The sequence below is a fragment of the Rossellomorea sp. GQ25 genome, from assembly GCF_059758515.1.
Genome location: NZ_JCAXEQ010000005.1, coordinates 61,014 through 84,715 on the forward strand (window position 1 = coordinate 61,014; position 23,702 = coordinate 84,715).

Annotated in this window: 23 protein-coding genes, 2 pseudogenes and 1 riboswitch; of the genes and pseudogenes, 9 read left to right on the forward strand and 16 right to left on the reverse strand. The window is 39.8% G+C overall.

Annotated elements, in window-relative coordinates; all coding sequences use genetic code 11:
- Positions 1 to 290: 290 nt before the first annotated feature.
- From AC6CIB_RS15930 to AC6CIB_RS15945, 4 genes and pseudogenes are all read right to left on the reverse strand, one after another.
- Positions 291 to 428: pseudogene (locus tag AC6CIB_RS15930) on the reverse strand (EAL domain-containing protein); the annotation flags it as partial.
- On the reverse strand, positions 402 to 542 hold the full coding sequence (locus AC6CIB_RS15935) for a hypothetical protein (RefSeq protein ID WP_498282903.1): 141 nt from the start codon (positions 540 to 542) through the stop codon (positions 402 to 404). The gene AC6CIB_RS15935 and the pseudogene AC6CIB_RS15930, both read right to left, overlap by 27 nt.
- Positions 543 to 586: 44 nt before the next feature.
- Positions 587 to 2,155, reverse strand: coding sequence for a peptide chain release factor 3 (locus AC6CIB_RS15940; RefSeq protein WP_498282300.1), 1,569 nt, complete (start codon positions 2,153 to 2,155; stop codon positions 587 to 589).
- Between the two features lie 177 nt (positions 2,156 to 2,332).
- A complete protein-coding gene (locus tag AC6CIB_RS15945; RefSeq protein ID WP_498282302.1) occupies positions 2,333 to 2,566 on the reverse strand; it encodes a YueH family protein in 234 nt (77 codons plus the stop codon).
- A 172-nt stretch (positions 2,567 to 2,738) separates the two neighbouring features.
- Between AC6CIB_RS15945 and AC6CIB_RS15950 the strand changes: the two genes are divergently transcribed.
- Complete coding sequence (locus AC6CIB_RS15950) at positions 2,739 to 3,956, forward strand: NupC/NupG family nucleoside CNT transporter (protein ID WP_498282304.1); 1,218 nt, start codon at positions 2,739 to 2,741, stop codon at positions 3,954 to 3,956.
- 52 nt (positions 3,957 to 4,008) lie between these two features.
- Here the strand turns inward: AC6CIB_RS15950 and AC6CIB_RS15955 are convergent, their stop codons facing one another.
- The 3 genes from AC6CIB_RS15955 to AC6CIB_RS15965 form a co-directional block, all read right to left on the reverse strand.
- The gene (locus AC6CIB_RS15955) at positions 4,009 to 4,353 is read right to left on the reverse strand and encodes a diguanylate cyclase domain-containing protein (RefSeq protein ID WP_498282869.1); all 345 of its coding nucleotides are present in this window, start codon (positions 4,351 to 4,353) and stop codon (positions 4,009 to 4,011) included.
- Positions 4,354 to 4,676: 323 nt separating this feature from the next.
- Positions 4,677 to 6,152 carry a UDP-N-acetylmuramoyl-L-alanyl-D-glutamate--2,6-diaminopimelate ligase gene (locus tag AC6CIB_RS15960; protein WP_498282306.1) on the reverse strand — a complete coding sequence of 492 codons (1,476 nt, stop codon included), beginning with the start codon at positions 6,150 to 6,152 and terminating at the stop codon, positions 4,677 to 4,679.
- Between the two features lie 188 nt (positions 6,153 to 6,340).
- Positions 6,341 to 7,396: a M42 family metallopeptidase gene (locus tag AC6CIB_RS15965; RefSeq protein ID WP_498282308.1), complete on the reverse strand. Its 1,056-nt coding sequence runs from the start codon at positions 7,394 to 7,396 to the stop codon at positions 6,341 to 6,343.
- Between the two features lie 425 nt (positions 7,397 to 7,821).
- Here AC6CIB_RS15965 and AC6CIB_RS15970 point away from each other — a divergent pair.
- Positions 7,822 to 8,897: pseudogene (locus AC6CIB_RS15970) on the forward strand (peptide MFS transporter).
- Between the two features lie 41 nt (positions 8,898 to 8,938).
- Here AC6CIB_RS15970 and AC6CIB_RS15975 read toward each other — a convergent pair.
- A complete protein-coding gene (locus AC6CIB_RS15975) occupies positions 8,939 to 9,751 on the reverse strand; it encodes a YihY/virulence factor BrkB family protein (protein WP_498282310.1) in 813 nt (270 codons plus the stop codon).
- 166 nt (positions 9,752 to 9,917) lie between these two features.
- The gene (locus tag AC6CIB_RS15980; RefSeq protein WP_498282312.1) at positions 9,918 to 10,472 is read right to left on the reverse strand and encodes a GNAT family N-acetyltransferase; all 555 of its coding nucleotides are present in this window, start codon (positions 10,470 to 10,472) and stop codon (positions 9,918 to 9,920) included.
- 273 nt (positions 10,473 to 10,745) lie between these two features.
- Here AC6CIB_RS15980 and kynA point away from each other — a divergent pair, with 273 nt between their 5' ends.
- The 3 genes from kynA (at position 10,746) to AC6CIB_RS15995 (ending at position 12,581) form a co-directional block, all read left to right on the forward strand.
- Positions 10,746 to 11,585: a tryptophan 2,3-dioxygenase gene (gene kynA / locus AC6CIB_RS15985; RefSeq protein WP_498282314.1), complete on the forward strand. Its 840-nt coding sequence runs from the start codon at positions 10,746 to 10,748 to the stop codon at positions 11,583 to 11,585.
- 246 nt (positions 11,586 to 11,831) lie between these two features.
- Positions 11,832 to 12,032 carry a cold-shock protein gene (locus AC6CIB_RS15990; protein ID WP_034763568.1) on the forward strand — a complete coding sequence of 67 codons (201 nt, stop codon included), beginning with the start codon at positions 11,832 to 11,834 and terminating at the stop codon, positions 12,030 to 12,032.
- A gap of 105 nt (positions 12,033 to 12,137) precedes the next feature.
- Positions 12,138 to 12,581 (forward strand): SACOL1771 family peroxiredoxin, encoded by a 444-nt coding sequence (locus AC6CIB_RS15995; protein ID WP_498282316.1) that lies wholly within the window; start codon positions 12,138 to 12,140, stop codon positions 12,579 to 12,581.
- 43 nt (positions 12,582 to 12,624) lie between these two features.
- On the opposite strand, the gene AC6CIB_RS16000 is transcribed toward AC6CIB_RS15995, so the two are convergent.
- Positions 12,625 to 12,927, reverse strand: coding sequence for a DUF3243 domain-containing protein (locus AC6CIB_RS16000; protein WP_498282871.1), 303 nt, complete (start codon positions 12,925 to 12,927; stop codon positions 12,625 to 12,627).
- 201 nt (positions 12,928 to 13,128) lie between these two features.
- Between AC6CIB_RS16000 and AC6CIB_RS16005 the strand changes: the two genes are divergently transcribed.
- On the forward strand, positions 13,129 to 13,263 hold the full coding sequence (locus tag AC6CIB_RS16005) for an SDR family NAD(P)-dependent oxidoreductase (RefSeq protein WP_498282318.1): 135 nt from the start codon (positions 13,129 to 13,131) through the stop codon (positions 13,261 to 13,263).
- 442 nt (positions 13,264 to 13,705) lie between these two features.
- On the opposite strand, the gene AC6CIB_RS16010 is transcribed toward AC6CIB_RS16005, so the two are convergent.
- The 3 genes from AC6CIB_RS16010 to AC6CIB_RS16020 form a co-directional block, all read right to left on the reverse strand.
- Complete coding sequence (locus tag AC6CIB_RS16010; RefSeq protein ID WP_498282320.1) at positions 13,706 to 14,743, reverse strand: ribonucleotide-diphosphate reductase subunit beta; 1,038 nt, start codon at positions 14,741 to 14,743, stop codon at positions 13,706 to 13,708.
- Positions 14,744 to 14,762: 19 nt separating this feature from the next.
- Positions 14,763 to 17,009, reverse strand: coding sequence for a ribonucleoside-diphosphate reductase subunit alpha (locus AC6CIB_RS16015; protein ID WP_498282322.1), 2,247 nt, complete (start codon positions 17,007 to 17,009; stop codon positions 14,763 to 14,765).
- Between the two features lie 147 nt (positions 17,010 to 17,156).
- Positions 17,157 to 17,337: riboswitch (cobalamin riboswitch) on the reverse strand.
- A gap of 213 nt (positions 17,338 to 17,550) precedes the next feature.
- Positions 17,551 to 17,961: a VOC family protein gene (locus AC6CIB_RS16020; protein WP_498282324.1), complete on the reverse strand. Its 411-nt coding sequence runs from the start codon at positions 17,959 to 17,961 to the stop codon at positions 17,551 to 17,553.
- A gap of 539 nt (positions 17,962 to 18,500) precedes the next feature.
- On the opposite strand from AC6CIB_RS16020, the gene AC6CIB_RS16025 reads away from it, so the two are divergent.
- Positions 18,501 to 19,277 (forward strand): SurA N-terminal domain-containing protein, encoded by a 777-nt coding sequence (locus AC6CIB_RS16025; protein WP_498282326.1) that lies wholly within the window; start codon positions 18,501 to 18,503, stop codon positions 19,275 to 19,277.
- A 123-nt stretch (positions 19,278 to 19,400) separates the two neighbouring features.
- Positions 19,401 to 19,577 carry a YczO family protein gene (locus AC6CIB_RS16030; protein WP_498282328.1) on the forward strand — a complete coding sequence of 59 codons (177 nt, stop codon included), beginning with the start codon at positions 19,401 to 19,403 and terminating at the stop codon, positions 19,575 to 19,577.
- A 44-nt stretch (positions 19,578 to 19,621) separates the two neighbouring features.
- Here the strand turns inward: AC6CIB_RS16030 and gnd are convergent, their stop codons facing one another.
- Positions 19,622 to 21,034: an NADP-dependent phosphogluconate dehydrogenase gene (gene gnd / locus AC6CIB_RS16035; RefSeq protein WP_498282330.1), complete on the reverse strand. Its 1,413-nt coding sequence runs from the start codon at positions 21,032 to 21,034 to the stop codon at positions 19,622 to 19,624.
- Between the two features lie 164 nt (positions 21,035 to 21,198).
- On the opposite strand from gnd, the gene AC6CIB_RS16040 reads away from it, so the two are divergent.
- Positions 21,199 to 22,056: a MurR/RpiR family transcriptional regulator gene (locus AC6CIB_RS16040; RefSeq protein WP_498282332.1), complete on the forward strand. Its 858-nt coding sequence runs from the start codon at positions 21,199 to 21,201 to the stop codon at positions 22,054 to 22,056.
- A 104-nt stretch (positions 22,057 to 22,160) separates the two neighbouring features.
- Here the strand turns inward: AC6CIB_RS16040 and AC6CIB_RS16045 are convergent, their stop codons facing one another.
- Both AC6CIB_RS16045 and AC6CIB_RS16050 read right to left on the reverse strand, forming a co-directional pair.
- Positions 22,161 to 22,451 carry a nucleotide pyrophosphohydrolase gene (locus AC6CIB_RS16045; protein WP_498282334.1) on the reverse strand — a complete coding sequence of 97 codons (291 nt, stop codon included), beginning with the start codon at positions 22,449 to 22,451 and terminating at the stop codon, positions 22,161 to 22,163.
- A 95-nt stretch (positions 22,452 to 22,546) separates the two neighbouring features.
- Positions 22,547 to 23,701: a thiolase family protein gene (locus AC6CIB_RS16050; protein ID WP_498282336.1), complete on the reverse strand. Its 1,155-nt coding sequence runs from the start codon at positions 23,699 to 23,701 to the stop codon at positions 22,547 to 22,549.
- Position 23,702 lies beyond the last annotated feature (1 nt).

Sequence of the window (23,702 nt, forward strand, 5' to 3'; positions counted from 1 at the left end):
TCTACTTAGAGGATTTATAAGCAATGTAATTCAGAAATAATGGACCTAGGCTTTCACCTGCCGCCTAGTCTCTGATTGCTGTCTACCTATTTCCTACTGCGTTGCTCAAGACAAAGATATGTGTTTGAACCGTTGAGAGTTCGAAAGGACATTAACCTCTTTTACTCTTAAACGCTTTTAAGCTTTTATGCACTAAAGTAATTATAGTAGTATTTTATCATCTTATCGAAATATGTCAATGATATTCATTAAAAAAATGACCTCCTTTGTAAGAAGATAGGTCATTTTAGCTATACAAATAGAGATTGTGCAAATGGTTCTTTTGCTTCACGAACAGGTTTTCCGATGAAATAGCCTTGTGCATAATGAACACCGATGTTTTTACAAAATAGCAGTTCTTCTTACCTCTCAATCCCTTCTGCTAATAAGACTTTCCACCTAAATAATGCTACTAATATACATTTATTCCGGGATAAATTCACTTGATAATGGTAAGAAGTTGAATTGAATCCGGATGACACCGTCCATTCCGTTACTACCAAAAAAACCCCCTCCAGGTCCAATTCCCGGGGGGTGTTCACTATCTTTACATCAAACTATATAATCGAATATCCGGATTTTTATCGTTGAACCATCTCATGGCAAAATCATTTTCAAACAAGAAGACCAGGTTGTCATGACGGTCTTTCACCAGCATGCTTCGAGAGCTTGACATTGTTTCCTTAACATCTTCTTCGTTTTCAATCCATCTTGCTATTTTTGATCCAATCGGTTCCATTTTCACATCAACGTTGTACTCATTTTTCATTCTGTGTTCGAATACTTCAAACTGAAGCTGCCCGACTGCACCAAGGATGATATCTTCCGTGCGGGTCTTATAGTATTGGATGGCCCCTTCTTGAACCAGTTGAAGAATTCCTTTTTGAAAGTGCTTCTGTTTCATTACGTTCTTAGCTGTAACCCGAACAAAAAGTTCAGGTGTAAATTGAGGGAGCTTTTCATATTGGAAGCCTTGCTTTCCTTGAACAAGCGTATCACCGATTTGATACGTACCCGTGTCATAAACCCCGATAATATCCCCACTCACAGCTTCATTTACAGTGCTTCGATCGTCTGCAAGGAATTGTGTAGACTGAGCAAGCTTAATGGATTTACCTGTGCGGGAAAGATTAACCGTCATCCCTCTCTCAAATTGTCCTGAACAGATGCGGACAAATGCAATCCGGTCACGGTGAGCGGGATTCATATTGGCTTGAATCTTGAACACGAAACCAGAAAACTCCTCTGCCGTCGGCTCAATTTCACCAGTGTCAGAATTCCTTGGCTGAGGAGATGGTGCAAATTGTAAATACGTTTCAAGAAACGTTTGAACACCAAAATTCGTTAATGCACTTCCGAAGAAAACGGGGGAAAGCTCTCCATTCGCTATTCGCTCACGTGAGAACTGGTTTCCTGCTTCGTTCAAAAGCAAAACATCTTCAAGGGTTTGATCATATAGATTGCTTTCCTTAAGGGGGTGTTCGCCCTCAATTTCCCCTTCATCGTTTAAAGGAATAAAACGATCTTCATCCTCCACGCGGAATTGCTCAATTCGATTATGGAAGCGATCATAGATACCTAAGAATTCTTTCCCCATTCCTATTGGCCAATTCATCGGATAAGATTGAATTCCAAGTACTTCTTCAAGCTCTTCCAATAATTCCAATGGCTCACGTCCTTGACGGTCCAGCTTATTAATGAATGTGAAAATCGGTATGCCTCTCATTCGGCAAACTTTGAAAAGCTTTAAGGTTTGTGCTTCAATCCCTTTGGCTGAATCGATGATCATAACCGCACTATCAACAGCCATCAATGTTCTATACGTATCTTCAGAAAAGTCCTGGTGGCCAGGTGTATCCAGGATATTCACCCGATAATCTTCATAGTCGAAAGCCATCACAGAAGAAGTGACCGAGATCCCTCTCTGCTTCTCAATTTCCATCCAATCAGATGTAGCGAACTTTCCTGATTTCTTACCTTTTACAGTTCCAGCTGCCCGAATCGCTCCTCCAAAGAGAAGAAGTTGCTCTGTTAATGTTGTTTTCCCGGCATCCGGGTGGGAAATAATAGCGAAAGTCCGTCTCGACTGAACTTCCTGTATAAAGTCTATTTTCATTCATAAAAACCCTTTCTCGTCATTCTCACTTTCTCATCATATTCGTTCTAAAGTGACAATGCAACAAAGAATCAACACCTTGGTAAATCAGACATGTTTCATACATCATTTCCTATAAGTATGAATTTGCATTTCACACTATCATGCCCTGATTCACCAAAATGGCTTTAAGCACTCTTACATTTCACTTGTCCATTGAACAATTCGGGAACTTAATGTTTCTGCTGTTTCTTTTGAAACCCTTACCAGTAATGACTCCTGTAATTTTGTTTGTATATTATCTTCATCATAGGTAAAAGAATAAGACCATCGAATATCCGGAACTGCAATTAATATGAACTCATCTTTCTTGTTTTCATAGATATATACTTTTTGTTCCAAGCCTTCCAAAAAATTTTTTCTGATCTTCATAACGTGTATCCCCTTTCATGAAAACGCTTTATTGGCGCGCACTAATGACGATGTTGTCCGTACAACTTTAATAAAATCGTGTAATTGTAGGTTGTCAGACGTCTGAAAGAATTGTAAAATAAAAAACCGAAAGCATCAAGTTACAAACTTAAATTTCGAAGAGGTGAAAGAAGTGCAATATTTATGGGGTATCATGGGTATCATTGTCGTTCTGGGAATTGCTTTTGCATTTTCTACGAACAAAAAGAGTATTAATTTCAGAACCGTCCTTGGAGGACTAGCTATACAGTTATTCTTCGCTTTTGTCGTGTTGGAAACTACTTGGGGTCAGAATTCTCTTAAATGGTTGACTCAAGGTGTAAACGCTATTATCAATTATTCAAACGAAGGGATCACCTTCCTTTTCGGTGGTCTTTATACGGAAGAATCCAATATAGCGTTTATTTTTGCGTTTAATGTCCTTCCTGTCGTTATTTTCTTTTCAGCGTTAATTTCAGTCCTTTACTATCTTAAAATCATGCAATTTTTCATCAAAATTTTAGGTGGCGGACTGGCAAAGCTCTTAGGAACAAGAAAGGCGGAGTCACTTTCTGCAGCAGCGAATATTTTCGTCGGACAAACAGAGGCTCCGTTAGTAGTAAGACCTTATCTTTCTAAAATGACTGAATCGGAACTTTTCGCAGTCATGACAGGTGGACTGGCTTCCGTTGCCGGTTCGGTATTAGTCGGATATTCCTTATTAGGTGTTCCTTTGGAATATTTACTGGCAGCAAGCTTCATGGCAGCTCCTGCAGGACTCGTGTTGGCAAAGTTATTTGTACCTGAGACAGATAATACTCCTGAACCAAAAGAGCTTGATATGGAAGCGGATTCTGATTCGGCTAATGTGATCGATGCAGCGGCTAAAGGTGCCAGCGTCGGGCTTCAATTAGCTTTAAATATCGGTGCAATGCTACTGGCATTTATTGCACTCGTTGCCCTTATTAATGGTTTACTCGGGTTTGTAGGTGGTTGGTTCGGTTTTGACAGCCTTTCACTTGAACTCTTACTTGGATACGCTTTTGCTCCACTTGCTTTTGCTATTGGTGTTCCTTGGAGTGAGGCAGTTATCGCCGGAAACTTCATTGGACAAAAGCTGGTGATCAACGAATTCGTTGCTTATTCTGCTTTTGCACCTGAAATCGGGAACTTATCTGATAAAGCGGTAGCTATCATCTCCTTCGCTCTTTGTGGATTTGCGAACCTCTCTTCACTGGGTATTTTACTTGGTGGACTTGGTAACTTAGCTCCTGACCGCAGAGGTGATATCGCCCGCTTAGGATTAAAAGCCGTGATTGCCGGCGCACTTGCTTCATTATTAAGTGCTGCAATTGCTGGTATGTTCGTATAATATTTACAATCAATAAAGAAGCTGTTCTCATTGAGAACAGCTTCTTTTCATTCTAGCCTGCTGATGGAATGAAAAGTTCATCATTTGTAAGACAGGTTCTTCTCTTCCCGGATTTCTTTGCTACATAAAATCTTCGATCGGAAAGTGCGATTAGTTTTTCCGGGTCATTGGCTTCCGTTGTTTCAGCCTGCCCGAAACTCATGGAAATCGGCAGAGGCTTTAAGGTTTCCAACCGGTTATATAATCCCTTTAAAAACTGATGGATAACATGGTCATCCATATGAGGCAATAAGATGACAAACTCTTCTCCTCCATATCGAAATGCCTGTCCCTTATAGGTATCCGTGAGAGTATCAAAGCCCCGAAAAGACCAATGATCCAGAGGAAAAAAACAAATTTAATAAAAGAGTGAACTAATGTTGAAATTCAGTTTACTTGACGGTTACGCTCCCCATCAAAAGATATGCCAGGCTAAATATTGCAAGAGAAATGAGGGGCCCTTTGGTTCTCCAATAAATGGTTGCATGCATGAACAGCCACCTCAAAGTAGAAAACAACTTCTCTGTTTCGTAATCATTTAAATACAATGAAAATCTCATCAGCTTCATTCTCTCATCGTTTAATTTATAGTTTAAATTTGCCAAAGATTGCGAAATCCGTCTATAACCATATAAAAAAACAGACCAACATTGTCATATTGGTCTGCTGCTCAGAAGAAAATTATTCAGTTACACCGTATTTCAACTTACTCTCTTCTATTGCAATATTTTTGTCACTATGAGGATATTTCGTATTTTCGATGATCTGATAATCCTCATGACCTTTACCGGCAAAGATGATAATATCTCCAGGTTCACTTACTTCCACTGCATGCTTAACCGCTTCGGCTCGATCACCAATCAAAGCATACTGTTCATGCTGCATTCCTTTCACAAGATCATTTAGAATGCTATCGTATTCTTCATATCGCGGGTCGTCTGTTGTTAAGATGACATAGTCTGCTAATGATGCTTTTTCTGCCATGGTAGGACGTTTTGTCTTATCACGATTTCCTCCTGTACCAATGAGGAAAATGATTTTGTTTTCTTTAAACGGCAGGACGGATTGAATAGCATTTTCGATTGCATCCGGCGTATGTGCATAATCAATGTAAACGGATAGAGGTGCTTCCATTTCAACCTTCTCCATTCTTCCGCTCACAGGTGGGAGATCGCGAACAATTTCCACTAGTCTGGATACTTCCATCCCCTTCGCATACAAACATGCCATAGCTGTCAGTACATTGTAAACATTGAACTTCCCCAATAACTTCATTTCTACCTCAAAGCTTCCTTGAGGAGATAAAAGCGTAAAATTCGTAAAATTATTAAAATATTTTACATTTTCTGCTTTAAAGTCTGCGTTCCCTTCAAGTCCATAGCTGATCACTTCATGAGGAGTCATATAGCTGTAGCGCTCATACCATTCGTCATCTGCATTAAGAACAGCGTACTTTGGATCTTGAAGGTCCTGACCTAATTGAGAAAACAATAACCCTTTTGCATATCCATAGTGCTCCATCGTACCGTGATAATCCAAATGATCATGACTTAAGTTGGTGAAAGCCACCACATCAAAGTCGATGCCCCAAAGCCTACCCAACGCGAGTCCGTGTGAAGATACTTCAAGGGTGAAATTCTGAATATTGCGGTCTATTGCACTTTGAAGCATCTGCTGGTTCGTTAAGTTGTCGCAGGTTGTGTTTTCACTTGGGAGTAACTCTCCATCTAAATTAAAGCCGATTGTACCGGATAAAGCAGAGCTGCGGCTGTCTTTTTTCAGGATGGAGTGAATCAGGTTACTCACTGTAGTCTTTCCATTTGTTCCCGTTACGCCGAAAACCGTTAACTTCCGGGAAGGGTAATCATAATACTTATTTGATAATTGAGCCAAGGCTTTGAATGAGTCTTTGACTACGACTAATGCGGCTTTATTTAAATCAATGTCTAATTGTTTTTCTCCAACAATCAGGGTGGCTCCTTTTTCTACGGCCATCTGTGCATAATCATGCCCATCCACTGTGTAGCCTCTTGTACATACAAAAATACTGCCTTCTGTCACTTTTCTGGAATCGACATGAATTTCGTTTATTTCTGAAGGTAATTCACCGTAAATGGTTTTTAATTTAATGCTGTCTAATAGATTATATGTAATCATTTGCTTACCTCTTTTGTATTAATATTATATCTATTTTATCTTATCATCTTCGCTTTGATAAGAGAAATACCTCCTAAAATCAAAACAATCTTTTCTCACACAAATGTCACCCTACCCATGTTCACAACAACTAAAACAAAAATAGTCTTTGAACACCCCCATAGTAAGGGTGATCAAAGACTTCACATTTACTCTAGAACCATCTTTGATTGTACATAGTGCCAAAGTAATTTTTCCGTATTGAGAATGGACGATTCATGCGTTCGCTCATATGCATGAGAAGCATCGATTCCTGCTCCTATCAATCCGTGAACGATATCAAATCCTGCCCGGATTGCAGCTGATGCATCAGATCCATAATACGGATAAATATCGACTTTATATTCGATCCCGTTTTCTTCCGCTAATGAGACTAATTGTTTACGTAATTCGTAATGATAAGGTCCACTTGAATCCTTTGCACAAATAGAAACGGTGTATTCATCCGTTGATTGTCCATCACCGATTGCTCCCATATCCACCGCCAGGTATTCAATGGTTTCGTCAGGAATATTAGAATTCCCCCCGTATCCGATTTCTTCATTATTGGATATTAAGAAGTGGGTCGTATAAGGAAGAGTGATTCCTTCTGATTTGATTTGGCGAATCAAGCAAAGAAGCATACCTACACTTGCCTTATCATCTAAATGACGGGATTTAACAAACCCGCTTTCTGTAATTTCAGCACGGGGATCAAAAGAAACAAAGTCACCGACTTCAATGCCAAGATCCCTTACTTCCTTTGCATTTCGGACTTTTTCATCAATACGAACTTCTATATTTGTTTCATCCCTTTTCGCTTCACCTGCATTTTTATATACATGGACGGATGTTTGATGCATAAGGATGGTTCCACTGTAGGTTCTGCCTGAAGAGGTTTCAATCTGACAATACTCCCCTTCGACTGCATTCCATCTGAATCCACCTATCATGGATAAACGCAAACGTCCATCGCTTTTGATTTCCTTGACCATGGCGCCAAGTGCATCCACATGGGCCGTTAACATACGATGTCTCTTCATGTCTTCTCCTGGTAATGTAACAATCAAAGCTCCTTTTCTGTTTCTTGACATCTCTACATGCAGGTCTGAAAGATATTCCTCAACAAAACTCATAATTTTATTCGTGTTTCCTGAAGGGCTTGGAATTTCGACAAGCTCCTTAATTAATTGAAGTGTTTTCTTCGTATCTGGATATGTATTCAATTGACTCCCTCCCTAATCGTATTATACCGTCAATTGGAAGCTTACTACAAATGTTGTTTACCGAATATTCCATCTAATACGCTTAGATCTTTTAATCGCTTCTCTTTCAAAGTTTTTTCTTTTCTCTTTTTGAAACGGATGAAGATAGCCACAGTTCTCACAACAGTAAAAGCCAATGTTCCCTCCAACCTTTTGTCCATGGGGCAAAATCGTAAGCCCATCACCATATCCTTCTCTCAAGAATATTTCGCTTTCCGTTATACTTGGGTGACCACAATATAAACATCCGTTAAACCCCATATTTTCCACCGTCCCTTTTTGTACATGCCTATGAAAGGAACGGGGATACTATGAATGGATTTGTAGAAGGGTTACTGTTCCCCTAATCATTACACATTAAAAAACATCAAAGAAACAGGAGTGATATAGTGAACTCATCTACACTGGACAGTTTACCTCAAGGGAAGAAACATCCGAAAGGATTATATCTCTTATTCTTCACGGAATTATGGGAACGGTATAGTTACTATGGAATGAGGGCTCTTCTCGTCCTCTATTTAACAACTGCATTTGTTAGTGGGGGATTGGGTGTGGACCCTGCCAAGGCTTTATCCATCTATGGAATTTATACAGGAAGTGTATATTTCACTCCAATATTCGGAGGGTGGCTTACGGACCGCTATATTGGGTTAAGAAAGGCCATCACTATTGGGGGCATCACAATGGCATGCGGAGATTTTCTAATCTTCCTTACCCACTCCCAAACAGGCCTCTATGCAGGATTAGCCCTACTAGTGATCGGAAATGGATTCTTCAAACCGAATATCTCAACCCTGGTTGGTGAGCTCTATCCACGACATGATAAACGAAAGGATGCAGCCTTTACGATTTTTTATATGGGAATTAACCTGGGAGCATTATTCGCACCGCTTATTGCAGGGTTTCTTGCAGAGGATTTATTCCTCACAATGCTAGCGGATGGTACGATGCACTATGGATTTAAATGGGCTTTCCTTGCATCCTCCATCGGCATGATAACTGGACAAATCATCTTTAGTACATTAAATAATAAGTATCTAGGAAACGTTGGACTAAAGCCCAACAAAGCATTAGCTGAAGAAGCGAACCAAAACCAGAATGTTCCTTTGACAAAGAAAGAAAAGCAGCGGACAACAGCCATTCTTATCCTCGCCTGCTTTGTCGTTTTCTTCTGGGCTGGCTTTGAACAGGCAGGAAGCTCTTTCACTTTGTACACGAAAAACTTCATCGATCGTGAAGTAAAGTAGCTCCTGTTAAGTTCGCATCCTTGCTAATGGGTGTTTGGATGGCTGCAATAGGTGTGGCGAGTCTTCTTGCCGGACAATTGGCTTCCCTGACAGCCACTCTGGGTTATTTAGAAATCTTCACTGTCATCGGTGCAACCGCCATTATTCTTGGCTTCGTCTTACTTGCCATTTCTAAAAAACTTGTCCTAATGATGAGGGAAGAAAATCATACCTAAAAAAACAGGAAAACCGCTGGCAATTAAGCCAAGCGGTTTTCCTATTTTACCTTCTTCTCAGCTACACTCCCGTTCAATAATCCACCAATCAATAAAATCGTGGAGGAAATGTAAAACCATACCACAAGGGTAATGACGCTGCCCAGCTGCCCATAAAACTGGGAATAGTCATTCAATTTAACATAGGTTCCGTATAACCATGAAACCCCTTGCCATCCAAAGGTAGCGACTAGTGCACCGGGAATGACATGAAGGAACGAAATTCGTTTACTTGGAACAACCATATAAAGAAACAGAAAAAGTATGAACATAAAGATGGAACTTAATCCCCATTTCCCTATAACCCAAGCTTGACTCCATTCTCCGTTAATCTTCCCTTCTGCAAACCTTGCATGACGGATATATTCCTCAACCACCGGTACAATGAGTGAAAATGAAATAAGGAACATAAATCCGACTGTCAATAATAGATCATACAATAACGCAACCAAAAAGGGTTTCTTCCTCTCGATTTTATACGCTTTATTCAATGATCTCACCATGGATTGGACAGCCATAGAGGAAAGCCAAAAGGTAAAGAAGATGGAAATGGACAACACATCTCCCCGTTGGTCATACAAAATACGATCTATATTATTTTGAATGATGGCGTATGATTTATCAGGTGCAAAAGGTTTAATCAGGAGCAATACATTGGTTTCCGAAATGGGCAGATAACTAATCAATGAAAAGACAAAAATTAAAAACGGAAAGATCGATAACAATAAATAATAAGCCAATTGTGCAGAATGATCAAAGAAACGCTCCTTGAAAAACCGAACGGTCACCTTCTTAGAATGATGTAAGATATTCATGGTTTCAGACTCCTAAATAGGAAAAGATACTCTTATTTTTCCCTTACATGCACAATTCAATCATTTTTGAACTGCTTTGTATTATCATTTACTTTCTTTTACATGTCAAAATAAGATAAGCGTGAAGAAATACTAAGAGTATATGGAGTAGTCCCCTATCCTTGCCTCATTCTGCACCCCCTTTTCTCCACTCACCCTCTAATAAACCAAAAAGCAGAGAGTCTCTCCACCCATTTTTCATTTTCAAGTCATGACGCATTCTTCCTTCTAACGTCATACCGATTTTTGTTAACACTTTCTGAGAGGAAATGTTTTGAGGGTCACATGTAGCTGAGATTTTATGCAAATTCAACTCAGAAAACCCTCTCTCTACTAATGCATTTCCAAGGAGAGTTCCGATTCCCTTCCCCCAATAATCAGGATGTAGAATATAACCGATCTGCCCTGATTGGTGAACAAAACTCTTGATGATGATTTCACCTGCACCAATCACTTGATCGGTTTTCTCATCTACTAGGGCTTGAACATGCCTTGTTTGTGGAACCATCTTTTCAGCTCTCAGCACTTCTTCCACATACGCTAATGTTTCCCTCTCTGAATTCGGACCCCATGGCTGATACTGAGACACATTTTCTTGAGACGCATATAGATGAACGTCCTTCCAATCTTCTTTCTTTAACCTGCGTATATATAAATGAGAAGAAATGTAAATCTTCCCCACACCATTCACCCCACATGCATTATAAATTGTTCTAATATTAACATAACTTTCGATATTAGGAATGAATTTTTCGAGATGAAAATTAGTACGTTTGTGTGAATGAATGCTGCTATTGAACAAATAAATACAAGGTAATTTAAAAACAACCATCAAAATTCATGAAAATACCCGTAACTAATAAAGGATTTCTCCCTCTCATTCAAGAAATCAATAATAGAAAGAAAATTTATTGCATCACTGCATGAAGCAGACGAAAGGAAAGGGAGAATCGAAATGGTAAACAACAAGGAAACAATGGGGAATGAAGATGTATACACAGACTTTATTAATAAAATGACCTATGGAGAATATCTTGGCCTGGATACACTACTTGATAGTCAGAAACGTTTATCCGGTCACCATGATGAAATGTTATTCATTATCATTCATCAAGTAAGTGAGTTATGGATGAAATTGATCCTGCATGAACTTAAAGCCAGTATCACTTCCATTCAACAAGATGAACTCTCTCCTGCATTTAAAATGTTGGCACGTGTTTCAAAGATTCAATCACAAATCATTCATGCCTGGGATGTGCTATCCACACTTACACCATCAGAATATGTTCAATTCAGGGACAGCCTTGGGCAAGCATCAGGATTTCAATCCTACCAATATCGAATGATCGAATTTGCCCTTGGCTACAAAACGAAACATGTATTGGAGATTTATAAGAAGGATCCTGAGTTATTAGCCCAGCTTAAAGAGGCATACGAGGCCCCTTCCCTATATGATGTTTCTATCCTTGCCTTATCGAAAGCAGGGTTACCCATTCATGAAGATGTACTTCTTCGGGATTATAAGAAGCCTTACACGGAAGATCAGACTGTATTGGATGCATGGACAGAAGTATATAAGCATCCGGATAGGTATTGGGATTTATACGAATTAGCTGAAAAATTGATCGATATTGAGGATTGGCTTCAGCAATGGCGCTTCAGACATATGAAAACCGTGGAACGGATCATTGGTCATAAAATGGGGACGGGCGGCTCAAGCGGCGTAGGCTATCTAAAAAAGGTTCTGGATCATCGTTTCTTCCCTGAGCTGTGGAATGTCCGAACGAACCTCTAAATCCTTTACATCATGTACTTTTTGAAAGGCTCATATAATGAATGTGAAATTCACACATTTTTCTGCCTATTTTTAATTCCTTCATTTATAAGGGTTGCCTTTTAAATGGTTACCTGATATTATGTAAGAGAATTATTTTTGTTCGGAATGGAAGGATAGACAAAGTTTTTAAAGCTTTTCGCCTTGAAGTTACGTGAGCAAGAATAGTAATACAATTGTGTGGAGAACACACGAGGAGGTAACATTATGTTAGAAGGTACAGTTAAATGGTTTAACGCAGAAAAAGGTTTCGGATTCATCGAGCGCGAAGGTGGAGACGACGTGTTCGTACACTTCTCAGCTATTCAAGGCGAAGGATTCAAAACTTTAGAAGAAGGTCAAAAAGTTTCTTTCGAAATCGTTCAAGGAAACCGTGGCGACCAAGCTGCTAACGTTACTAAAGCATAATTCATGCAAATTCGAAAGACTCTACTCTGTAGGGTCTTTTTTCTTTGCCATCACATTAAATAGTGTATACAATAACCTTACCATGCTTATTAGGAGGTTTATTGTATGGCTAGACACTCTTTTCATATATCTACTGATTGGCCGGGGCTGAGAAATGATACAGGTACCTTGAGCTCGGAAAATTTTCATACAAAAATATCAATTCCAACTGAAATGGACGGGCCTGGAATAGGGACAAACCCTGATGAAATGCTTCTTGGAGCAGCAGCTACCTGTTACATCATCACTCTGGCCGCGATGCTTGAACGAAGTCATATTGAGAAAACGGACTTATCGATGATATCTGAAGGAATTGTGGAAGTTCAAAAAGGGATCATTACATACAAAGAAATCATTCACCGACCTGTGCTGACATTAGGTCCCTCCACTTCTGAAAAAGACATAACCCTTACTAAGAAGTTGTTGATGAAAGCGGAGCAGTCTTGCATGATCACCCGTGCCATCAAAGGGAATGTGACGGTAAGGGTAGACCCTGAGATACAAATGTAAAAAAAGCATAAGCAAAGGGCATCCATTCAGATGCCCTTTTTTATTATGATTCAGCGTGAACAAGCTTCACTAACATATGGGCAAGCATATGCTGCTCTTCCTCGTTACCCGCTTTCCATAATTCATATAATAACTTCTCTTCTCTATTCTTCGGTTCCTCATGAGCCGCAAGATAATCCCCAACTTTTTGGGCTGCCTTAGCCTGCTGCTCTTCATTCATCCCTAACTTATCCGCTAAGGAAACTTTATTACCTAAATATTGTTTGAAATGATCAAAGTTTGAAAGAATATCTTCTTTTTTGTCCTGAGGCAAATTGTCTAATGTACTGTCTACTTTCGACTCCATTTTTTCTTCTGTAGAATGATTTGCCATGTAAAACCTCTCCTCTCATTCAATCTAGTATGTATATTCCCACCACCGGGAGAGTTAAACATTTATTTTCATATTAATGGTAATGGAATTTCCAACTCTCTCAACTATGTTTAAATGATAATGGTACCGTGAAAACAATAGAGTGGATAAAGATTACGAAGCACGAGAAGGAAAATGATTAATATAAAAAAAGTAGCTATCATTACAGGAGCAATCAGTGGGATCGGACAAGCGACCGCAAAGGAATTAGCTTCTAAAGAAATCACCGTGATGCTTGTGGCAGACGTGAAGAACGATTACAAGAACTGAAATGACCTTTTATTGAAAAAAACAAATCAAAAAGCGAGTCGTGATGACTCGCTTTTTGATGGGGTGATTGTAACGATGTTGTAAAGCTTCCATGAGAATCTGATATGGTTGTGTACAGTTGACTTTCTTAGCCATTTATCGCCACGAGTCACACAAGATACAAACTACTCACCTTCTGTAATAAAAACTGTTATTTCACGAAAGAAATAACACATTTAGTTCTAAAAAATGCATTTTGTAAGGAAGTTCAACCAATTCAGTAACCAGATACCAAAGTTTCACCAATTATTAGTTGATTCTTTTAAGACGTTGACTGGATAACGGCGATATTCTGATTTTATCGGCAAAATCAGTACTTTTATCGGCGGAATTTCAAATATAACGGCGAACTGGATGCTCACGAATATCTAACCTCTGACCAAAAGTACCACAGCTCTAATTTTTACAGTTCATCAAACCCATTAGCATCCGATGTCTTCGTATATTGCCTTGATTTCTGTTCAAAGAAATCGGTTTTCCCTCTATCCACTTCCTGATAGGCAATGATCCATTTTAATGGGTTGGTCTTATATCCTTGGAATGGTTCTTCAAACCCTAGCTGTTTGGCTCTTTTATTCGCCATGAATTTAATATAATCTTCAAGGTCGCTCATTAACAGCCCTTCAACATGAGATCCGATGATGTCCCTTCCCCACTCTATTTCCAGGAGAGCTGCCTGTTTGAAAGCTTCCTTTCCAAAGTCACGCAGCTCTTCCGTTTGATAAGAGGGATTCTCGTTCAGTACCTCTTTAAATATTTTTTCAAATAATCCGACATGCAGCTGTTCATCCCGATTGATATAATTAATCATCGTCGATGTCGCCACCATCTTTTGATTTCTGGCCAGATTGTAGAAGAAGGCAAAACCGGAGTAAAAGAACAACCCTTCCAGAATTACATCATAGATGATCGACTTTAATAGATTCTCAATGGTGGGGGATTCTACAAATCCTTTATATCCATTCGTTATAAATTCGTTCCGCTTCTTCAAGATTGGATCGTTCTTCCAGAAATCAAACACTTCATCCTGCTTCTTTTTGGACACGATACTGGATAACACGTAACTGTACGAGTGGTTATGGACGACCTCTTGCTGTGCCAAAATGATCATCAATGCATTCAGGCTGGAATCCGTGAGATAGTCTGCCACTTTACCCGCGTAATCTGTCTGCACACTATCAAGGAGAGCCAGTAAGCCGATGATTTTCAAAAAGGACTCCTGCTCCTTTGATGAAAGAGTAGGGAACTGTTTGATATCCTTTGCCATATTGATCTCAAAAGGCGTCCAGAAATTCCCCAGCATTCTCTTATACTTTGGATAGGCCCATGAGAACCTGACATCATCCCAGTTTAATATATTCGAGCTTTGTCCATTTACAATTCCAGTAGATTTATTTGGTGCCTCAGAATCTATTAAGATTCGCTGCTTTAATCCATTCACGTTATCATCTTCCTCCCAGTTAGCTATGGCAGCTTTCACATTCTTCAAAATTTGAAACGGATGTTGATCTCACATAGTAGGTCGTTTTCAATCCTGACCTCCATGCATCTAAATGAAGAGATAGTAACTCTATCGCCTTGATATCATTCCGCACATACAAGTTAAACGATATTCCTTGATCTATATGTCGCTGTCTCTTCTCATTCTGTTTAATACTCCAGTGCTGATCTACGTTATAAGCCGTTTTGTAATACCAGGTCGTCTTAGGTGATAAATCAGGTGCTGTAACAGGAATCTTATAATCTTTCTTTTCTTCCGAGTACTCCAATCTGAATAAGGGATCTATACTTGCTGTAGAGCCAGCTATAATCGAAGTGGACGAATTGGGCGCAACCGCCATTAAATATCCGTTTCGGATTCCTTGTGAAGAAACATCATCCCTGAGTGTATCCCACCTCGGTCCAGAATACCCTTTCTTTGAAAAATACTCTCCAGTCGACCAGTCGGAACCATTGTAATATGGATAGGAGCCTTTTTCTTTCGCTAATTCATGACTGGCTTTTATCGTGTAATAAGCAACATCCTCGTATAGTGAGTCACAATAATCAACTGCTTCATCGCTCTCCCATTTCAAACCTTTTAATGCAAGGAGGTGATGCCAGCCAAAGGTTCCTAATCCAATCCCTCTATAGCGTTGATTTGTCAGTTGGGCTTGCAGGACTGGAAGTCTATTAATATCTATGACATTATCAAGTAATCTCACTCCTATGGACACGACTCTCTCCAACTCATCATCCATGATTGTTTTGGCTAAAGAAACAGATGCCAGATTACAGACGACATAATCTCCGGGAGATTTATAGGTAATGATTTTCCCGTCCTTTATGACCTCTTCTTCCATGACGGTCGCACTCATATTCTGGGCGATTTCGGTACACAAATTACTACAGTAAATCATTCCCTTATGCTGATTGGCATTTAGCCGATTGACTGTATCACGGTAAAACATATAGGGCGTTCCCGTTTCGAGCTGGGAAATCATGATCCGCTTGAAAATTTCAATTGCTGGAACGACTTCCCTGGAAAGATCAGGACATTCTACGCACTCCCAATACTTATCCCTGAACGAACCTTCTCCCTCACTCTCATCATAGTAATCTTCCAGGGAATACCCCATGACCACCCTCACTTCATGAGGATCAAATAAGTACCAATCCCCTCTATTCTCCACTTGTTCCATAAATAAATCCGGTAAGCTTACTCCAGTGAAAAGATCATGAGTACGCTGCCTTTCATCTCCATTATTTAAGCGTGTATCAAGAAAAGGAAAAATATCCTTATGCCATACATCCAAATAAACAGCGATCGCTCCTTGACGTTGCCCTAATTGATCAACGGATACTGCTGTGTTATTTAATTGCTTCATCCATGGAATAACACCTGAACTTACTCCCTTGAAGCCTTTGATATTACTTCCTCTGCTCCGGACCTTCCCCAGATAGATACCGAGACCCCCACCGTTTTTACTTAGTGTGGAAACATCTGTATTGCTGTCATAAATACTTCTTAAATCATCGGCTACCGTATCAATAAAACAGCTTGATAACTGACCATGGCTTTTGCCGGCGTTGGCAAACGTAGGGGTCGCAACCGTCATATACAAATTAGACAGTGCCCAGTAAGCTTCTTCAATAAGCACCAGACGCTTATCACGGGGTTCGTTCATAAAGAGTGTCATGGCGATGATCAGCAATCGCTCCTGAGGTAATTCAAGGATTTTACCATCATGGGACTTAGTTAAATACCGCTCTGATAATGTGACGATCCCTATGTAAGTAAACAGATGGTCTTTAGATGAATCCATGATCCTCCCCAAAGTTTCAATTTCTTCTTTGCAATATGAATCCAATAGTGCGGGAGTATATAATTTCCTATCAGTCAAGTCTTGAATTAATTCATAAAAGGAATTGTACAACATGCTTTCTTCAACTCTCCTTGAATGAGCGATTGTACGATAAAGTTTCATTAAATATAATTCTGCAGCTACATACGTCCAATCAGGTTCATGGGCAGAGATCCGTTCAACTGCCGTGAGGATCATGAAATGATAAAGCTTTTCTTTACTCATTTCAGATTGAGCGTCTGCATACTTAAAAGTCTTTTCATCAAATTCTTTAAAATGAAGTTGCGGAAAGCGACTGTGGAGATTTGTAAGAATCGCTTTTGCTTCCATTGTTGTCCGCTGATACTGTGATACGATTGACATCATCATTCCTCCCAATTTATACAGTGTGGGAAGGATTCAAAAAAAGCCCATCCTTCTGAAGGATAGGCTTTTATGTACGAAAGATATATGAATAGACTAAAGGGACTATTCCAATCCTCGCTTTATCCTCCCAATTCCCGAAGAAGATAACACGTGATAAACAAGGCAGGTCTCCTGACTCGTGCTTCACCCTACTCTAAGGCCTTCCCATCCTATATGACAGTGGCAGTTCCTTATTTCGTCAGCACTTACAGTTGCGGGGACAGTTCCGGATTCACACCGGATTCCCTTTTAAGTCCATTCAGACACCCAATTCACAGGTTATAATCAATATATAGTTAAAATAATTAAACAGAACACAAAATGTTGTGTTCTGTACCATCATAAACGATTAAAAATGAATTTACAAGTGAAACTATTTATTTCGTTTAGAAGTTGAAATCTTTTAATAGTATCACTCTATTACCCTCTTAAAGTCAAGAGTTGTAAAATGGTCATTGCATTCACAATCAAATCCCTATTTTATGTGTGATAATCCTATTTAGAGATTAAATGCTTCTTTAAACTGCGGACTCAGTTCGCTCCAAACATCGAAAAGATTGCCATCCCCATCGGAAAATACAAAATTTCGTCCATTATGCCCCCTGTTTTCAATCTCCCCGGCTTCGACTCCTTTTTGAACTAAATCTTCTCTCAACTCTTTTAATGCTACTAAACCATCTACTTCAAAAGTGATGGAAAATTTCTTGTTTTCGTACTTATCAAAAAAATTACTGCTTTCTTCATCCAAAGCACCCACCAGGAAGAAACTTTGATTTGCAAGGTCTAGGATTGCCTTGTCCTCATCCTTATAATTCACATTCGCGTTTAATTTTTCTTTATACCATATGCATGCTCTTTGTACATCCCTTACTGGAATATAAATAGTCCCGATTCTTACTAATTGCCTCATCGTCTCTCTCCTTTTCATTTATTCTGTTTACTAGTTCAACAAAAGGAAGGAAAACCCTTCCATTAAAATATGCTTATAATTATTATTTTGCATGAAAAGAATAGGAGAAGATTGAATACTACCTTCATAAGGACACTAGTCAGCCGACACCTTCCTAAATGTTAGTTGAAGAAAAAGTAGCCACTCTTTATAATTCAAATAGAAGGTTGTTTGACAGTATTCTTTGGTCCCCAATATTTTTTATAGGCTGTTTAAATGGAGGAAGACCTCGATTTAAACAGTCTCTTTTTTTACCTACTTAGATTGAACGCATAGGTGAAAGTCTTCTTACATTTTCATTTCTAGCCGGCAGTTGTCAGTCAAATGTAATCGCATACATTATAGTGAAAGAGGGAACATATAAGTAATTTACTGTATTTCAACCTTATTACAATCAATACTTTTCAGCTTAAATACTTTCTTTTTACGGGTTTTTCATTTAAAATGCGCATTAAGTGATTTTTTTCGAAATCACACCTTAGTTCTGAAAGGAGTCTATTATGAAAAAATTATTTACGACTTTACTATTAGCATTACTAACGATTGGACTAGCCGCTTGCGGTTCGAACGAGGAGAGCCAAAAACAAGCTGACGATAAAGCCAAAACAGAAGAAAAAAGCGATGGACAGGCTCAGGAAGAACAAGCAAAGCAAATGGAAGAAATGCAGAAGAAAATGGATGAACAAAAGGTTGAAAGAGATAAGATCGTTGCCATTGTAAACGACGAAAAAATTAATGGGGAAGATTTCAATAACGTATTGACTCAATCACAAATGCAATATCAACAGATGGGGCAAGACCCAACAAGTAAAGATGCAGCAAAGAAAATCAAGGAACAAACAATTGATAGCCTGGTTGGACAAACACTCCTTATGCAGCAGGCCGATGAAAAAGGCTACAAAGCGTCAGAAGATGAAATCAATAAACAACTGGAAGAAGTTAAAAAGCAGTATGGTGATGAAAAGAAATTTGAAGATGCCATGAAAAAAGCCGGATTTACGATGGACGAGTTAAAAACCCAAATCGCTGAAAACATCAAATACACAAACTACGTTGAGAAAGAAATCAAAGTAGAAGAAGTCTCTGAAGATGAAATGAAGAAATTTTACGATCAGTATGCGAGCCAGCAAGGTCAGGGTGAATCAAAGGATGCACCAAAGTTTGAAGAAGTGAAACCTCAAATTAAGACTCAGTTAGAGCAACAGAAAAAACAAGAAAAACTTGTTCAGCATGTAGAAGATTTAAAGAAAAATGCTAAAGTTGATGTGAAAATCTAAACTTTTATCAAAGAAAGCCACCTATATCGATAGGTGGCTTTCTTATGTTCTATCCCCCGATGTTTTTCTCTGCTCACGAAGGGTATGGTACAACAACGACTCATTAAGGGAGGATGAAAGATAATGACGAAGAGGAAAAATGACAATCCAGAACAAATCAATAAAGATCATGACGGCATTCTCGATCAGCATGAAAGTGAGCAAAATGTGGATCCAATTCCCCTCGATGACTTAAAAAAAGAGCAGCAGGACGAGAAAAATAAGCATCATACGAAAGATGACTCATCAAGCAAAGAATAATACATTAATCAAAAGCCCTGTGGGATTCCCACAGGGCACTATTCTTATTTAGATAACCAATCCGTATGGAATGTCCCTTCCTTATCCACACGCTGATACGTATGGGCTCCAAAATAATCACGTTGGGCTTGCAGAAGGTTGGCAGGCAGTGACTCAGAGCGATAGCTGTCATAATATGCTATAGCACTCGCAAGACCCGGCACAGGGATACCTAATTTAATCGCTGTAGCCACCACTTCTCTCGCTTCCTCCTGATAGTTTTCAACGATTTCCTTGAAATATGGATCAAGTAGTAAATTCGTTAATCCCGGTTCACGATCATACGCTTTCTTGATTTCTTCGAGGAAGCCTGCACGAATGATGCATCCACCTCTGAAGATCATGGAAATTTCGCCGGGCTTCAGGCTCCAATTATACTCATCCGAAGCAGATTGAAGCTGGGCGAAACCCTGTGCATATGAACAAATTTTGCTTAAGTACAACGCTTTACGAATCATTTCGATAAACTCTTCTTTGTTACCGGAGAACTCCTTATTTCGTGGTCCTCTTAAGATCTTACTTGCCTTTACTCTTTCTTCCTTCATGGCAGAGATGAAACGGGCAAACACAGATTCAGTAATGATCGATAAGGGTACACCTAATTCCAGTGCAGAAATACTCGTCCATTTCCCTGTTCCTTTCTGCCCTGCGGTATCCAGAATCACGTCAACAAGGGGTTTTCCTGTTTCTTCATCCACCTTTGTGAAAATATCCGCCGTGATTTCAATCAGGTAGCTGTCGAGCTCCCCCGCGTTCCATTCTTTGAATATTTCATGCAGCTCTGTAGCGCTTAAACCCAATACATTTTTCATAAGATAATACGCTTCACAGATAAGCTGCATATCACTGTACTCAATTCCATTGTGTACCATTTTCACATAATGGCCTGATCCATCCGGACCGATATATGTACTGCACGCATCGCCTTTTACCTTGGCCGCAATCGCTGTCAGGAAAGGCTCGACTAACTCGTATGCTTCCTTCTGACCGCTCGGCATGATAGCAGGACCGTATAAAGCGCCTTCTTCTCCGCCTGAAACACCCGCACCGATGAAGTTGATTCCTTTTTCACCAAGTTCCTTATTGCGGCGAATTGTATCTTCAAAGTATGTGTTTCCTCCATCAATCAGAATATCTCCCTGATCTAAATGAGGAAGCAATGATTCAATCGCTTTATCGGTAATATTACCGGCTGGAACCATAATCAATATTTTTCGTGGTGTTTCTAATGACCGCACGAACTCTATTACATCGTGAGTACCGATCATTTTCTTCTCTGGATGTTCTTCAAGAACTTCTCTTACTTTTTCATCAGACACATCATAGATGGAAACGGAATAGCCTCTGCTTTCGAAATTTAAGGCCAGACTCTTCCCCATCACTCCGACACCAGCAACTCCTATTTGTTGTTTTTTCATATATTGATCATTCCTTTCACTTCGAGTAATTATATTTTCACCGTATATATTATAATACGAAATATTTTTCCGTGGTGGATTTTTATGAAATAATATTTTTTTATTTCGTGAAGTAGGTTAAAATTATTTTCATGAAGATTTCGCTTAGAGGAGGTTTACCCTGCATGAAAGAAGAAAAGATACAGCATTGTTTACCTCGTATCCGTTCCCATTACTCTCAATTCAGTGAAAAAGAAAAGATGATTGCAGATTTTATTATTGCTAATCCTGAAAAAATTATCCACTCCACCATCAGTGGTGTAGCAGAAGAACTGAACGTTGCAGATGCTACAGTCTTCCGATTCTGTAAACGATTGGGCTTTAAAGGCTATCAGGCCATGAAGATTTCTCTTGCATCCAACCTGGTGACCCCTATCGAAGATATTCATGAAACAATCAATGGAGGGGACTCTGAGGGCGTTATCGCCCAAAAAGTGTTCAGGTCCAATATCAGAACATTAGAGGATTCTTTAAGTATGCTAAACGAAGAAATGTTTACGAAAGCTATTCAAGGGATGATAAGTGCCAGAAGAATAGAATTTTACGGTACGGGTGGATCGGGGTTTGTTGCCATGGATGCTCATCATAAGTTCCTCAGAACCGGCATTACCACTACGGCGTACAACGATCCCCATATGCAGCTGATCTCCGCTTCCCAATTGACCGATGCAGATGTGATCGTCTTTATCTCTCATTCAGGATCGAACAAAGATCTATTGGAAGTGTTAGACGTTGCGAAGAAAAATCGGGTAAAGACCATTGCCATTACTCACTTTGCCAAATCCCCTCTAAGCAACGGGGTCGACATTCCTCTTTTTACGGTATCTCAAGAAACCGAATATCGGTCTGAAGCACTTGCTTCAAGAATCAGTCAGCTAAGTATTGTGGATGCCCTCTATGTCAACACCATGATGAAGAGAAAAGATCTATCCAAGGCTTCCCTGCAAAAAATGCGTGACGCGATTTCCATTAAGAAAATTTAGTCATTATTTGTAGGGTAAAGGACGTCAGGCATTTATATTCAGGATTTCCTGATGATTATCAGCAAGTAAAGGGACGGACCTTTTCAAAGGTCCGTCCCTAATCATTACTTCGGATACTTCAATGTATTCTTTTCCAACTTCTTATACACTTCTTCTTCTAAGTCGATATCCATTTTATCAGCCAGCTGGACTAAATAAATCAGGACATCAGCCATTTCTTCTTTAATATTTTGACTTGTCGTTCCCACTGCTTCCCTGCTTGTTTTCCATTGGAAATTTTCCAGGAGTTCATTTGCCTCTAATGAAATGGAAATGGCGAGATCCTTTTCATTATGATTGGCATCCCAATTTCGTTCATCCCTGAATTCAATAACTTTTTCATACAGTTGTTTCATCTTTTCTCTCCCATTTTCCTATGATCATTTACCACTTCTTTACTATAACACGGGTGGCAAAAGGATTGTGACAGGAATGACCAACTTTATTCCACTTAAGCTTCCAGTCTTTCAATGATTGTTGCATTTGCCATCCCATGGCCTTCGCACATCGTTTGAAGGCCGTATCTTCCTCCAGAACGCTCCAGCTCATGCATCATGCTTACCATGATGCGTGCCCCACTGGCGCCTAATGGATGCCCCAGGGCAATTGCCCCCCCGTTTGGATTCAGTTTGGAATGGTCGGCTCCTATTTCTTTTAACCAGGCAAGGGCAACAGGTGCGAATGCTTCATTCACTTCGAAAACATCAATATCTGACAATGATAATCCTGCTTTCTCCAGGACTTTCTTCGTTGCCGGTATAGGTCCGGTTAACATGAGGGTAGGATCAGATCCGACCACCACGCGGGTATGAACCTTAAATCTTGCCTTCAACCCTAATTCTTCAGCCTTCTCCCGCGTCATTAACAGAAGTGCGGCAGCCCCATCGCTAATTTGGCTTGCATTCCCTGCATGAATGATACCATCTTCTTTAAATGCAGGTTTTAAATTTGAAAGCACATCCAGTGACGTTTCCTTTCTTGGTCCTTCGTCTTTAGAAAACGGAAATACAGTACCGTTCGGGACGTTAACCTTCACCTCATAAATTTCCCGGTCGAAATAACCAGCCTCTTGAGCCTTTAACGCCTTTTGATGACTGGAATATGCGAACTGATCAAGATCTTCACGACTGAATCCGTACTTTTCAGCAATCCGTTCTGCAGATAAACCCTGGTGGATGATCTCGTGTTGGCCTCTAAGCTTTTCACTAAAGGGAGCCCCTTGATAGTTTGAACCGATTGGAGTTCTTGACATATTCTCGACCCCGCCAGCGATTACGATATCCATGTCGCCGGAAAGAATCGCTTGTGATGCAAAGTGGACAGCCTGCTGGCTCGAGCCGCATTGTCGGTCGATTGTCGTACCAGGTACTTCGATTGGAAAACCGGCAATCAATGCAGCCACCCTGGCAATATCACCTGCCTGCTCACCTGATTGAGTAACACAGCCTAATATGACATCATCGATAAGCCCAGGGTCAATCCCTGCTCTTTCTACTAACCCTTTCAGCACTTCCCCTGCTAAATCATCGGGCCTCATATCTTTCAAAGAACCCTTCCGTCTCCCAACCGCAGATCGTATTCCTTCAATGATAACAACCTCTCTCATC

What these genes read in the sequence shown, in the direction of transcription:
- AC6CIB_RS15945 (WP_498282302.1), bottom strand. Translation starts at nt 2,566, where the DNA reads ATGAAGATCAGAAAAAATTTTTTGGAAGGCTTGGAACAAAAAGTATAT.
- AC6CIB_RS15960 (WP_498282306.1), bottom strand. Translation starts at nt 6,152, where the DNA reads ATGATTACATATAATCTATTAGACAGCATTAAATTAAAAACCATTTAC.
- AC6CIB_RS15990 (WP_034763568.1), top strand. Translation starts at nt 11,832, where the DNA reads ATGTTAGAAGGTACAGTTAAATGGTTTAACGCAGAAAAAGGTTTCGGA.
- gnd (WP_498282330.1), bottom strand. Translation starts at nt 21,034, where the DNA reads ATGAAAAAACAACAAATAGGAGTTGCTGGTGTCGGAGTGATGGGGAAG.
- AC6CIB_RS15995 (WP_498282316.1), top strand. Translation starts at nt 12,138, where the DNA reads ATGGCTAGACACTCTTTTCATATATCTACTGATTGGCCGGGGCTGAGA.
- AC6CIB_RS16025 (WP_498282326.1), top strand. Translation starts at nt 18,501, where the DNA reads ATGAAAAAATTATTTACGACTTTACTATTAGCATTACTAACGATTGGA.
- AC6CIB_RS16000 (WP_498282871.1), bottom strand. Translation starts at nt 12,927, where the DNA reads ATGGAGTCGAAAGTAGACAGTACATTAGACAATTTGCCTCAGGACAAA.
- AC6CIB_RS16050 (WP_498282336.1), bottom strand. Translation starts at nt 23,701, where the DNA reads ATGAGAGAGGTTGTTATCATTGAAGGAATACGATCTGCGGTTGGGAGA.
- AC6CIB_RS16020 (WP_498282324.1), bottom strand. Translation starts at nt 17,961, where the DNA reads ATGAGGCAATTAGTAAGAATCGGGACTATTTATATTCCAGTAAGGGAT.
- AC6CIB_RS16015 (WP_498282322.1), bottom strand. Translation starts at nt 17,009, where the DNA reads ATGTCAATCGTATCACAGTATCAGCGGACAACAATGGAAGCAAAAGCG.
- AC6CIB_RS16040 (WP_498282332.1), top strand. Translation starts at nt 21,199, where the DNA reads ATGAAAGAAGAAAAGATACAGCATTGTTTACCTCGTATCCGTTCCCAT.
- AC6CIB_RS15940 (WP_498282300.1), bottom strand. Translation starts at nt 2,155, where the DNA reads ATGAAAATAGACTTTATACAGGAAGTTCAGTCGAGACGGACTTTCGCT.
- AC6CIB_RS15975 (WP_498282310.1), bottom strand. Translation starts at nt 9,751, where the DNA reads ATGAATATCTTACATCATTCTAAGAAGGTGACCGTTCGGTTTTTCAAG.
- kynA (WP_498282314.1), top strand. Translation starts at nt 10,746, where the DNA reads ATGGTAAACAACAAGGAAACAATGGGGAATGAAGATGTATACACAGAC.
- AC6CIB_RS16030 (WP_498282328.1), top strand. Translation starts at nt 19,401, where the DNA reads ATGACGAAGAGGAAAAATGACAATCCAGAACAAATCAATAAAGATCAT.
- AC6CIB_RS16045 (WP_498282334.1), bottom strand. Translation starts at nt 22,451, where the DNA reads ATGAAACAACTGTATGAAAAAGTTATTGAATTCAGGGATGAACGAAAT.
- AC6CIB_RS16005 (WP_498282318.1), top strand. Translation starts at nt 13,129, where the DNA reads ATGATTAATATAAAAAAAGTAGCTATCATTACAGGAGCAATCAGTGGG.